At 72.3% G+C, this 11,798-nt stretch carries 12 protein-coding genes; 6 read left to right on the plus strand and 6 right to left on the minus strand.

The annotated features are described in order from the left end of the window. Window positions 1–103 precede the first annotated feature (103 nt). Together DT057_RS37165 and DT057_RS04745 are read left to right on the plus strand one after the other, a co-directional pair. Complete coding sequence (locus DT057_RS37165; protein ID WP_269153055.1) at window positions 104–229, plus strand: hypothetical protein; 126 nt, start codon at window positions 104–106, stop codon at window positions 227–229. 317 nt (window positions 230–546) lie between these two features. After that, window positions 547–2,088, plus strand: a complete 1,542-nt coding sequence (locus tag DT057_RS04745; RefSeq protein WP_162501318.1) for a sensor domain-containing diguanylate cyclase — start codon at window positions 547–549, stop codon at window positions 2,086–2,088. Between the two features lie 27 nt (window positions 2,089–2,115). On the opposite strand, the gene DT057_RS04750 is transcribed toward DT057_RS04745, so the two are convergent. Then, window positions 2,116–2,571, minus strand: coding sequence for a hypothetical protein (locus tag DT057_RS04750; RefSeq protein ID WP_128560971.1), 456 nt, complete (start codon window positions 2,569–2,571; stop codon window positions 2,116–2,118). Window positions 2,572–3,123: 552 nt separating this feature from the next. Between DT057_RS04750 and DT057_RS04755 the strand changes: the two genes are divergently transcribed. Then, window positions 3,124–3,315: a cupredoxin domain-containing protein gene (locus DT057_RS04755; protein ID WP_128560972.1), complete on the plus strand. Its 192-nt coding sequence runs from the start codon at window positions 3,124–3,126 to the stop codon at window positions 3,313–3,315. Between the two features lie 115 nt (window positions 3,316–3,430). Here the strand turns inward: DT057_RS04755 and DT057_RS37170 are convergent, their stop codons facing one another. Together DT057_RS37170 and DT057_RS37175 are read right to left on the minus strand one after the other, a co-directional pair. After that, on the minus strand, window positions 3,431–3,703 hold the full coding sequence (locus DT057_RS37170) for a hypothetical protein (RefSeq protein ID WP_128560973.1): 273 nt from the start codon (window positions 3,701–3,703) through the stop codon (window positions 3,431–3,433). Window positions 3,704–3,822: 119 nt separating this feature from the next. Then, window positions 3,823–5,916 (minus strand): Ig-like domain-containing domain, encoded by a 2,094-nt coding sequence (locus tag DT057_RS37175; protein ID WP_162501319.1) that lies wholly within the window; start codon window positions 5,914–5,916, stop codon window positions 3,823–3,825. Between the two features lie 546 nt (window positions 5,917–6,462). On the opposite strand from DT057_RS37175, the gene DT057_RS37180 reads away from it, so the two are divergent. Continuing rightward, entirely contained in the window at window positions 6,463–6,591 is a 129-nt protein-coding gene (locus DT057_RS37180) for a hypothetical protein (protein WP_269153056.1), read from the plus strand. Window positions 6,592–6,736: 145 nt separating this feature from the next. Further along, window positions 6,737–9,781: bifunctional diguanylate cyclase/phosphodiesterase (locus DT057_RS04775; protein WP_203236184.1), on the plus strand; the 3,045-nt coding region annotated here is incomplete at its 3' end. Between the two features lie 63 nt (window positions 9,782–9,844). Here DT057_RS04775 and DT057_RS04780 read toward each other — a convergent pair. The 3 genes from DT057_RS04780 to DT057_RS04790 form a co-directional block, all read right to left on the minus strand. After that, window positions 9,845–10,384 carry an inorganic diphosphatase gene (locus tag DT057_RS04780; protein WP_128560975.1) on the minus strand — a complete coding sequence of 180 codons (540 nt, stop codon included), beginning with the start codon at window positions 10,382–10,384 and terminating at the stop codon, window positions 9,845–9,847. A gap of 204 nt (window positions 10,385–10,588) precedes the next feature. Beyond that, a complete protein-coding gene (locus tag DT057_RS04785; RefSeq protein WP_238313775.1) occupies window positions 10,589–11,068 on the minus strand; it encodes a Rap1a/Tai family immunity protein in 480 nt (159 codons plus the stop codon). Window positions 11,069–11,104: 36 nt separating this feature from the next. After that, a complete protein-coding gene (locus tag DT057_RS04790; RefSeq protein ID WP_128560977.1) occupies window positions 11,105–11,266 on the minus strand; it encodes a DUF3309 family protein in 162 nt (53 codons plus the stop codon). Between the two features lie 281 nt (window positions 11,267–11,547). Here DT057_RS04790 and DT057_RS04795 point away from each other — a divergent pair, with 281 nt between their 5' ends. Next, window positions 11,548–11,733 carry a hypothetical protein gene (locus tag DT057_RS04795; protein ID WP_128560978.1) on the plus strand — a complete coding sequence of 62 codons (186 nt, stop codon included), beginning with the start codon at window positions 11,548–11,550 and terminating at the stop codon, window positions 11,731–11,733. Window positions 11,734–11,798 lie beyond the last annotated feature (65 nt).

The raw sequence follows: 11,798 nt of genomic DNA on the forward strand, positions 1-11,798 counted from the left end.
CCGGTGCGGGGGCCGGAAGGTCCCGGTTGCTTATGGTTAAGCTTTCGTTAAGGTTCGCCCTGCCGGGCCGCGCCCGGGCCGCCGCCTCGCGCAGGAGCGATCCATGCCCCCGATCCGACTGAAGCCGACCCACGACGGCACCTACACGGTCTACCGCGGCTCGCAGGTGCTGATGTCCGGCCTCACCCGCGCCCAGGCCGAGAGCCTCGTCGCACGCGCCGCGGCCTGAGGTTCTCCGCACCGCACGTCCCGCGGATGGCGCAGGCGCCGGCGCGGTCGCAGGGTCGCGCCCGAGATGCGGGCCCAGCCGGCAGCCCTGATCACGCTCGACCGGCGACGGCGGAAGGCCGGGCCCGCATCAAGCTCCTTTTCAGGCCCGTCCCGGCTCCGACCGGCGCGCCCCACCCCCGCTCGCGCGCTCCGCGTCCGCCCGGCGCCGAACGCGCCGGGCGGACGCAATACGAGCCATCGCATCAACTCCGCATTCAGCGTTTCGGGCGCATCCTCTCGTTGAACGCGGCGCGCCCGCTCGCACAGGGTGCAGTCATGCATAGTCATGTCGGACGCCGGGGTCTCCTCACCCCACGGATCCTGGCGGCCCTGAGCATCACCGTCATCCTGGCACTCAGCGCCGCGTCGGCCGTGATGGTGCTGCAGATGCGCCAGAGCGCCTGGGATCAGGTAGGGCGGACCTCCCAGAACCTGCTCGAGGTCATCGAGCGCGCCATCGACCGCAACATCGAGCTCTACGATCTCTCCCTCCAGGCCGTGGTCGAGGGCCTGCAGAACCCGGAGGTCGAGGGGATCTCGCCGACGCTCCGCCAGCTCATCCTGTTCGACCGCTCGGCCACCGCCCAGGGCCTCGGCTCCATCCTGGCCCTCGATGCCGAGGGCAACGTGTTCGTGGACTCCGCCTCGCTCATCCCGCGCCGCCTGCGCCTCGACGACCGCGACTTCTTCCGGATCCACAAGGAGCGCGCCGACGTCGGCCTCTACATCGGCCAGCCGACCACGACGCAGAAGGACGGACGGCTGCTCATCCCGTTCAGCCGCCGCCTCGCCTACGCGGACGGCACCTTCGCGGGCGTCATCGTCGGCGCGATGGACGTCTCGTACTTCGACGCGCTCCTGCGGCGCCTCAGCATCGACACGAGCGGCAGCGTCGCCCTGTTCCGCACCGACGGCGTGATGCTGGCGCGCAACCCGTCCAACCTCAAGACCATCGGCCAGAACATCTCGGGATCGGCCCATTTCCACCACTATCTCGAGGCGGCGGCGGGCCATTTCGTCGCGACCGCCAAGGTCGACAACGTCGAGCGGTTCTACACCTTCATGCACGTCGGCACGCGCCCGCTCATCATCAACGTGAACATCTCCACGGAGGCGATCCGGGCGATCTGGCAGCCGAAGGCGATCGGGATCAGCGGCGTCGTGTTCGTCCTGTGCGCCGGCATGATCGCCCTGACCCTGCTCCTCCAGCGCGAGCTCGAGCGCCGGGTCGAGGCCGAGCGGGCCGCCCTCGAGGCCAACGGCGAGCTCGCGCGCCTCGCCGCGACCGACGGGCTCACCGGGCTGCCGAACCGGCGCCACTTCGACGCGACGTTCGAGCGGCTGCGGAGCCAGGCCGAGCGCTCCGGGGAGACGCTCTCGCTCCTGCTCATCGATGCCGACCGGTTCAAGCGCTACAACGACACCTACGGTCACCTGGCCGGGGACGAGGTGCTCAAGACCATCGGGCGCTGCCTGAAGCAGCAGGTGAACGGGCCCGACGAGGCCGCCTGCCGGATCGGCGGCGAGGAGTTCGGCTTCCTGCTGCTGGGGACGCACGGGCGCGAGGTCGCCTTCAGGGCCGAGCGCATCCGCCAGGCCGTTGCCCGGATGCAGATCCCCCACAGCGGTCAGGACGGCGGCCTCGTGACGGTGAGCATCGGCGTCGCCTGCATCACCCGCGACACCGGCATGGCGCTGAGCCAGTGCTTCGCGGCGGCCGATGCGGCGCTGTACGAGGCCAAGCGGCGCGGGCGCAACCGGGTCGTGATGCAGGCGAGCCCGGACGAGGCCGCCGCCAGCAGCGTCGGCGTGGCCTGAGCCCCCGCGACGCGCAAGGTCCCCCGTTCAGAGGTCGATGTCGATGGTGAGGACGAGCGCGTCGTTCAGGTTGCTGATGTTGACGGTGACGAAGTCCTCGATCGTGCGGCAGATGTGGATCATCACCTGATCGCCGACGCCGCCGCCGGAGGCGGTGGCGAGCAGGTGCAGGAACTCCGATTCGACCTGATCGGCGCTCTTGCCGCTCTCGAAAACGTACTTGAACTTGATGTCGCCCTTCATGAAGAGGGTGAAGTTGACGCCCATCGAGCAGACGCGGCTGAGGAGCGACTTGGCGATCTTGCTGAAGCTCGCCTCGATCGAATCGAGGATGCCGCGGTTGGTGCCGCCCGTGCCGGGCGCGTTCACCTTGGGAGCCGACATGGCGATCTTCAGCGCGATGAGGCTGCCCTCCGTCCACGCGCCGCTGCTGCGCCGGTAACCGTTCGAGCCGGTCGCCTCGAGATCAAAGCCGATAGCCATCTGGAATGTCCTGGTAAAGATTGCGTCAAAGGATTCCGGTCCAGGCGCGGCGGACAGAACCCGTACCGCACACTGCCGGACATGGTGACAGATTAATCAATCGATATCACGGCGCCGTGCGCATCCACACTCGATATGCAGCTTACGTTTCGATCAAAGATCGCAACGTGCCGGACATATCCGGTCCTCTCCCGCCATCATGCGCTTCTGGACTGACGCCGCTCCTCGCCTGTCAGCGTCAATCATCGCCGATACGGACCGGCTTCGGATGGAGGCGACGCCTGTTCGATCACGCGCCGGAGCGAATGCTTCGGGAGCCGCGTGCAGTGTCGCACGGCGCCCCCGGGGCGACGAAAGGGTCCTGGCCCGCGCCCGGCCCGGCATCCGCCGCCGGGGCCGCATCCTTAACGGCCCGTTCACCGTGCCGGTCCAGTCTCTCGGGGTCGCGGGAACGGAGCCGGCCGAGGCGGCGGCCCGCCGCGGGGCCCGCGCGCCCTCGACCGGGCCGGGGACCGCGTCCGGCAGACCGGCCGCCTGAGACAAGGAGCATCGATGCATCTCGTCGTGACGGCCCACACGGCCACCGGACCGCAATCCCACCAGCGCACCACCCCGGAGGCGGCCCTGGAGAAGGCCCACGAACTGACGGATGACGGCCACCAGCACGTGGTGATCACCGACATCACGGGTCGCGACTACGAGCCGACGCAGTTCGACAGCCTGTTCGTGAACCCGGGCAACTGACCGGAGGGGCCGCCGGCCGCGACCGGCCCGCCCGCCGAGGCGGCCGACGCCGCGCGGCCGGGATCGGATCGGCGGGGCCTGTGCGCTCGCGCACATCGCGCCGGCCCGGCAGGGACTACACCGGAGCGGCCCCTTCACGGGCGATTCCTCCCAAGACCTCGGGCCGCTCCGCAAGGGCGGCCTCTTTCTTGTCGGCGGTCCGGGACTCGGGGAGCCGGTGCCACGCGAGCGCGAACGCGAGGGCGTCGCGCAGCGTCGCGAAGCCGACCTCGATCTCCCCGCCGGCGCGCGCGACGCCGGCAGGCTCGATCCGCAAGCGCGCCAGCAGGCCCCTCAGGCGCGTGACGGCGGCCTGCTCGTCCTCGAGCACGGGAACGGCGAAGAGCATCCCGGCAGCCTTGCCGGGAACCGCCGCGGGCCGCCCGGGCGGACTGCGCAGGGCGGCCGCGCTCCCGGCCGGGTCGGTGCGCCGGGCCCGGAAGGGCGCGGGATCGACGCCGCCGCGCCTCACTGAAGGCGGGCCGGCAGGGGCATCGACGACGTCCGCTCGTCGTAGACGGCGCGGCAGGAGCCGGCCTCGACGTCGAACAGGGCGTAGTCGAGGCCCTTGATCGTCGTCACCTCGTGGGGCACGCGGTGCTCCCCGCAGCTGATGCCGCTGAGGCGGTGGGAGGTCGACCACAGGGGGAGCATCGCGACCGCCTGCTCCGGGCCCTCGGCGAGCCGCACGCGGAAGGCCAGCGTGTGGCCGTCCCAGGACAGGTGCTCGAACCGGGCCTCGTCGCGCCGGTCGAGCCAGCGCAGCATCTGGGCCGCCGAGATGAGCGCGACGTTGCGCGCCTTGGCGAGGGACACCAGCGTGTCGAAGTAGCCGTCGGTGTAGTCGTAGTGCGTCCCGAACACCCCGAAGAACTGCTCGGGCCCGAGCGCCTTGTCCAGCATCGCGGTGATGCCGTGGCGGTGGTCGATGCCGTTCTCGTTCACCAGGTGGGTGGCGGCCTGGTAGATGTCGAGCACGCGGCCGTCGAGGTCGGCGAAGCGCATGGGCAGGCCGGAGCCGGTCATGAAGCCCGGCCGCTGCCCGATCCACTCCCCGGACCAGTAGTAGTAGTCCAGGTTCAGCCGGATCCCGTGGGCGCGCTGGATCTTCGCGGTCTCGGCCCAGCCGTTCCAGGCGATGCAGTGCAGGCGGTGGGTCGCCTGGCCGGCGATGCCGAACCGTGCCCGGCCGATCCGGTCGGTCTGCTCGCTGAGCGCGAGGCTGACCATCGCCGGATCGGAATCCTTGCAGCCGGTGTCGACGTGCATGGCCGGCTCGAAGCCCATCTCGGCGTAGCGTTCCGCCTCCGCCCGCGGCAGCGGGGTGCCGGAGGTGACGTAGGAGGTGGCGCGGTCGCATTCCCAGGCGTCCGGCCGGCAGTCGCTCGGGCTCCCGGCGGCGAGGCGCGCGAAGGCGTCGAGGGTGCCGCGGGGCGTGGCGTGGTCGTCGCCCGCCATGATGAGGGCGGCCCGCCGGCCGTCGGGGAGGTACCACAGGCGCGGCAGCGGCAGGCGCGCCTCGCTCATCACCACGATCAGGTTCGCCAGCAGGCGCTGATGCTCGTCGGCCTGCGGCACGCCGACCTTCGCGAGGTCGAGATGGTCCGGGTAGAACAGGTCGTTGGCCCGGCGCGGAGGCCGCCCGTCGCGCTCCTGCCCGACCCAGGCCGGGTTGCCCTGGCGCGAGCGGACGACCGTGGTGGCGAGATCGTACGCGAGGGCCGCCGCCTGGCCCTGCCCCACCTTGCGCAGCGTGACGGCCGGATGGGGCAGCGGGCGCTCCGCGGTCTCGAACAGGTGCGCGACCGCGTCGCCGTCCTCGAGGGCGAACCGGCTGATCGGCCCGTGGACCTGGATCGTGTCCTGCACGAGGCCGCGGCTGGCCGCGGCCTGCGCGTCGGGCCGCAGGTAGCCGCCCTCGAGCGGCGCGCCGGCCTCGGCGAGGCCGAACAGGGGCAGCCAGGCGCCGGCGGGCCGGACCGCGACGAGGTTGCCGCCCGCCTGCACCCAGGCGGCGAGGCGGTCGGCGAGGCCGGGCTCCGCCGGCGCGGCCGTGAGGAGCACGAGCCGCGCGGAGGCCAGCCGCTCCGGCGTGAGGGCGGCCGCCTCGACGACCGTGAAGAGGTTCAGCCCCTCGGCCCTGAGGATCTCCGCGTAGTAGCGCCCGAAGGGGTTCTGCGGACCGACCACGACCAGGACGGGCGCGCCGGAATCCTCGCCCGGCGGGGCGGCGCCGGCCGTCGTGAACCGGGTGGTGGCGGGCGCCCTCAGCGCCAGGCCGAGGGCGCCGGCCGGACGGGCGCCGGCCTCGGCCCCGACCCTCAGCGCGTAGGCCGTGCCCGGGCGCAGGGGCGCGGCCGGCGTCACGAGCCCGATCCGGTGCTCCGCGTCGTAGGCGACGCGGGCGGGCACCGGCCGCCCCTCCCGCTCCTCCAGGACGAGCGTCGTCCCGTTGACGCTCCCGGGCGCCATCGCCCGCGAGAACGCGACCGCGATCGGCACGCTCGGGTCGATCTCCTCCGTGCCGTCGGCGGGCGACAGGGCGACGACCGTGGGAGACAAGTACAACTTCAGATGATACGCAGAAAAACCAGTCAATAAACAAGAAATTGCAATCAAAGCAGAGTACGCATACTTCCCCGATAGCATGGACACCCCACCCGTGCACAGCCAAATCTCGACGATGGTCATACCAGACGGGTCCCGGCCGCGACAGCCTCGACGATCCGGCGGCGCCACCCTCTTCAGGGTAGATTCATGAAGTGGCGCTACCGCTTTCGTCCACAGGTCGCCGGGCCGGCCAGAGGAGCAGCCGCCGATGCGGAGTGGACCCGGGACGGCTGCGCGGATCCGGACCCGGCTCATCGCCGCGCCGCCGCGGGTCGCACGCGGGCTGCACGCGTGTCGTCAGCCCGGTCCGGAACCCGGTGCATGCGATCACGGGGGCGAGACCTGCGCGCGAGCCGGAAGATCGACCCTCGCCCGGGGCGGCCGGGCGCGGCGACCACGACGGCGCGCCCCGGCCGCATTTCGGAATCTTCACCCATGATGGCGCCCCGGGCGCGCGAGGCCGGTAGAACGGAGGCGATGGCTCAGGAACGGCCGGCCATGCTCCACATCGTCCTGACGGTGCCCGCCCTGGCGCTGGTCCTCGGCATCGCGCTCTCCCGGTTCGGCGACGACCCGGTCCCGAAGCCGCGCGGCGGCGCTCGCCGCGGGCGGGACGACGCGGATTGACGATCGAGGCCCCCCTGGCGGCGGGGGCGGGCCCGGACGCGGCCGGATTCCCGGCCGGCGGTGATGATACGTTTACAAGTTGTGATTTATCATTGCGCCTACCACCGGTAGCATCCTGCCGGGGTTGAGTCCGCGGAGTGCCCCGTTGCTGTCACCGCTGATCGACAACGACGCCGATCGCCTGAACGTCCTGCGCGCCCTGCGCATCCTGGACACCCCGCCGGAACCCCACTTCGACGCCGTCTCGCGGACCGCGCAGGCTCTGTTCGGAGCCCCGGTCGCCTGGATCTCGCTCGTCGACCACGACCGGCAGTGGTTCAAGGCCAAGTGCGGGGTCTCCCTGCAGGGAACGTCGCGCGAGGTCGCCTTCTGCTCCCACACCATCCGGTCGGACGAGATCCTCGTCGTCGAGGACGCGACGCGGGACGAGCGCTTCCGCGACAACCCGCTCGTCACCGGCGACACGGGCTTCCGCTTCTACGCCGGCGCCCCGCTGCAGCTCCGGCCCGGCATCCGGGTCGGAACCCTGTGCGTGCTCGACACCAAGCCGCGGGCGTTCGCGCTCGAGCAGCGACGCCAGTTGCAGGACCTCGCCCACATCGTCGTGGCCCACCTGCGGCTGCACGAGAGCAAGCTCGCGAGCGAGCAGGAGGTCGCGCGGCGCAGGTCGAGCGAAGCCCTGGTGCAGGAGCAGGCCCGGGACATCCAGGAGCGGGAGGCGGCGCTGCGCGAGGCGAACCGCCTGCTGACGCTGGCCGAGCAGGTGGCGCATCTCGGCCACTGGCACCTGGACGTCGCGTCCCGGCGCCTCGCCTGGTCGGACGAGGTGTTCCGCATCTGCGGTCTCGGGCCCCGGGACGAGGCTCCGGCCCTGGCCGAGGCCGTCGCGGCCTTCCATCCCGACGACCGTCAGCGCGTCACGGACGTCGTCGAGCGCTCCCTGGCGACGGGGGACGGCTTCGAGTTCCCGGCCCGGATGGTGCGTCCCGACGGGGTGGTGCGCGACGTGGTGTCCCGCGGCATCTGCACGGTCGGTGCGGCGGGCGCCGTGACGGCCGTGTTCGGCACGCTCATGGACGTGACCGAGATCCGGCGCACCGAGCGGCAGCTGCGCGAGATGTCGAGCCTCCTGGAGACGACCCTGGAGAGCATGGACCAGGGCCTCGTGATGGTCGACGCCCAGGGCGTCGTGCGCGTGTGCAACGCGCGCGTCGTGAGCCTCCTCGACCTGCCGCCCGAGATGATGCGCGCCCAGCCCCTGTTCTCGGCGGTGCGCCGCTACAAGCTCCAGCGCGGCGAGTTCACCCGCTCGCAGCCCCACGTCCGGGACCAGGTCACCTGGTGCGGGATCGAGACCGAGCCCCCCACCTACGAGCTCGAGCGGCCCGACGGCACCGTCCTGGAGATCCGGACGGTGCCGCTGCCGGAGGGCGGGGCGGTCCGCACCTACACCGACATCACCGAGCGCAAGCGCGCCGAGATGGCGCTCGCCCGCAGCGAGGCGGCCCTGCGCCAGAGCGAGGAGCGCCTCCGCTTCGCGCTCGACAGCGGCAGCGACGGGCTGTGGGACTACGACATCCTCACCGGCGAGGCCTGGATCTCCGACCGCTGGCACACGATGCTCGGCTACGAGCCGGGCGAGCTGCAGGTGGACCGCCACACCTGGGTGCACCTCGTGCACCCGGAGGACAAGACCCAGACGCTGCACCAGATGGAGGAGCACCTGGAGGGGCGCGCGCCCACCTTCGAGCGCGAGTACCGCCTGCGCCGCAAGGACGGGAGCTGGGGCTGGGTGCTGGCCCGCGGCAAGGTCGTGGCCCGCGATGCGGCGGGCGCGCCGCTGCGCATGGTCGGCACCCACATCGACATCAGCGCCCGCAAGGCCGTCGAGAGCAAGGTCACCTGGATGGCCGTCCACGACGGCCTGACGGACCTGCCCAACCGCAACCTGTTCCGCGAGCGGCTGAACGAGCGGCTGCTCGAGATCCGCCGCCGCGGCGAGGGCTGCGCCGTCCTGTACCTGGACCTCGACCGCTTCAAGGCCGTCAACGACACCCTCGGGCACCTCGCGGGCGACGCGCTGCTGCGCGAGATCGCGCACCGGATCCGGTCGATGCTGCGGAGCGAGGACACGGTCGCGCGGCTCGGCGGGGACGAGTTCGCGGTCCTGCTCGCCCGGGCCGGGCAGCACGACGAGGTCGCGGTCGTGGCGCGGCGCCTGATCGAGACGGTGCAGGCTCCCGTCACCCTGGGGGCGCAGCAGATCGAGGTCGGCGTCAGCATCGGGATCGCGTTCGCGCCGCCGCACGGCAACGACGCCGAGACGCTGTTCAAGCGCGCCGACCTGGCCCTGTACCGGGCCAAGGCCGAGGGCCGCAACACCTTCCGGTTCTTCGAGGCGGCGATGGACGAGGCCGTCGAGGAGCGGCGCCGGCTCGAGCTCGACCTGCGCCTCGCGCTCCAGCGCGGCGAATTCGAGCTGCACTACCAACCCATCCTCGACATCGCGAGCGGCGCGATCACGTCGGCCGAGGCCCTCGTGCGCTGGCGGCATCCGACCCGCGGGCTGGTGCCGCCCGGCACCTTCATCCCCCTGGCGGAGGAGACCGGCCTCATCGTGCCCCTGGGCGAGTGGGTGCTGCGGGCCGCGACCCACGATGCCCGGCGCTGGCCCGCGCACGTCAGCGTGGCGGTCAACGTCTCGGCGCTCCAGGTGCGGCACGGCCACCTGGTGCGGACGGTGCGCGCCGCCCTGGAGGCGACCGGCCTTCCGGCCCGGCGCCTGGAGCTGGAGATCACCGAGAGCGCGCTGATGACCGACAACGAGCACGTCTGCGAGGTCCTGCACGACCTGCGCGGGCTCGGCGTGCGGATCGCGCTCGACGATTTCGGCACCGGGTACTCGTCCTTGAGCTACCTGCGCCAGTTCCCGTTCGACAAGCTGAAGATCGACCGCTCCTTCATCTCGGGCATCCGCGATCCCGAGACGGCGGCCATCGTTCGCGCCATCGTGGCCCTGGGCACCAGCCTCGGCATGGTGGTCACCGCCGAGGGGATCGAGACGCCCGAGCAGTTCGCCCTTGCCCGCGCGGAGGGCTGCACGACGGCCCAGGGCTACCTGATCGGCCGCCCGTGCGCCGCCGGGGACGTGCTCGCGGCGGTGCTGCCGGGTGCGGCGGCGCGGGCGGCCNGACGGGCCCGGGAGCCGCCGCGACGGGCCCGGGAGCCGGCGGCCGGCCCGTCGCGGCGCCGGTCAGGCCTGCGCGAAGGCCTTCATCCCGGACCTGATCAGCGCGAGGGCGGCGTCGGCGCCGCTCCGGCGCACCGGGCAGAACGCCTTGCCGGCGAGCCGGTTGTAGTGCTCGAAGAAGGCCTCGATCTCCTCGAGCATCTGCGGCCGCAGGTCAGAGAGGGCCGTCACGTGGCCGTGCGTGTGCGCGTGCGTGGCCACGCCGATCAGGCGGTCGTTGCGCTCCGTCCGGCCGTCGCGCTCCGTCTGCTCGGCCTCGATCGCGCCGATGATCCGGGCCGTCATCACGCAGCCCGGGAAGGCCGGCGCATCCATGATCACCAGGACGTCGAGCGGGTCGCCGTCGTCGCCCCGCGTGGAGGGGACGTAGCCGTAATCGTAGGGGAACGACATCCCCTCCGGAAGAACGCCCTTGAGCTGGAACACCCCGGTGCCGTCGTCGTAGGCGTACTTGTTGCGGCTCCCCTTCGGGGTCTCGATGACGACGTGGACCGCCGCGCCCTCGGCGAAGGCCGGCAGCGGAGCCGGAGCCTCACTTCTCATCGCACGTCCCCTGATCGCCTGCACATCGGTCGCGGGGCGAACGCCGCGCCGGCCGGATTGTTGCCTCGCCGGCGCCCGCGCAGACCGGCCGCGCCCGTGGGATCGCCCCGCCGCATCGCCGGCCGGGGGAGGTCGGGGGCCGGTCGTCCCCCCGTCGCGCGCCCCCGAAGACGCGCGGCGCTCCGCTCAGGTCGTGCGGGGGCCTTACGGCTTGCAGCGCCAGGTCTCGGACAGGGCGAGCCCGAGCAGCAGGCCGCCGGGCCGGTTCTGGTTCTTGGGGTGCTCCCCGAGATACTTGCAGAACACGTCCACGAGCTGCTGCGTGGTGACCGCCTCCTTCGGGCAGAGGTGCTTGCCGACCGAGGCGTCGGCCACCCCCATGACGAAGCCCGCGAGGTAAGCCTTCTGGGTCTCCGACGCGCCCGGCTGGCAGGACGCCGAGAACTCGCTGCCCCGCTTGACGTCGGCGAGCTTGCCCTGCTGCGCGAGCGCGGGAGAGGCCAGAAGCCCGGACGCCATGAGCGCCGACGCCAAGAGCCCGGACAGGGCCAGGAGCGCGGGCACGGCGCCGGGCGCGCGCCGCGGGCCGGGCGGCGTCCCGACCGCCCGGCCGGAGCGGGATGCCGCCCGCGCGGCGGGCTGCCCCGCCCGGGCGAGCGCGCGGGCGGGGTCAGGCGCTGTCACGGGCCGGGCCGTGGTCATCCCGGGAGGACGCGGGCGTCACAGCCGCCCCAGGAGCGCGAGGACGATGACGACCACCAGGATCAGGCCGACGATCCCGCCGGGCGCGTAGCCCCAGCCCGCGTTGTACGGCAATCCGAGCGGCAGGGCGCCGAGGAGCGCGAGAACGAGGATGATGACGAGGATAGTGCCCAGGCTCATGCGCAGCCTCCCGGCGTGGATCCGCCGAGCCACGAACGGCGCGACGGCCAAGACGGTTCCGGCCAAGGCGGCTCCGGCCAAGACGGTTCGGCCAAGGCGGTGCCGGCCGGCGCCGCGGCGGGACGGCGCGCCCGGGACGCCTGCCGGGTCCCGCCCCGGATCCTTCCGCGCCGGTCGAGCGTTACGAGCGCCACGGCGAGCGGGTGGGTGGCCGTGGCCGGCGCGTCCGGCGATACGGGGCTTTTGACGCAATGGCGTGGATCAGGCTGACGAGGAACAAGATGCCGATATGGGTCAATACGATCCACATCATCAGGATCGCGCCGCTGAACGGGACCGCACGACTTCTTCTCACGTCGACCGACAAGAACGGCGAGTCTCAATTCGTGCATGTCCGGGAAACGGTCGAGCAGGTGATGGCGCTGATCAAGGCCTCGGACGAGACGCTCGTCGAGCCCGGCCCCTGACGCCGGCCCGGCACGGGCGCCCGTCCGGGGCCGACCGCGCGGGGCCCCCCCGAGCCGCCCGACCG

The sequence above is a fragment of the Methylobacterium crusticola genome (assembly GCF_003574465.1).
Lineage (GTDB): Bacteria > Pseudomonadota > Alphaproteobacteria > Rhizobiales > Beijerinckiaceae > Methylobacterium > Methylobacterium crusticola.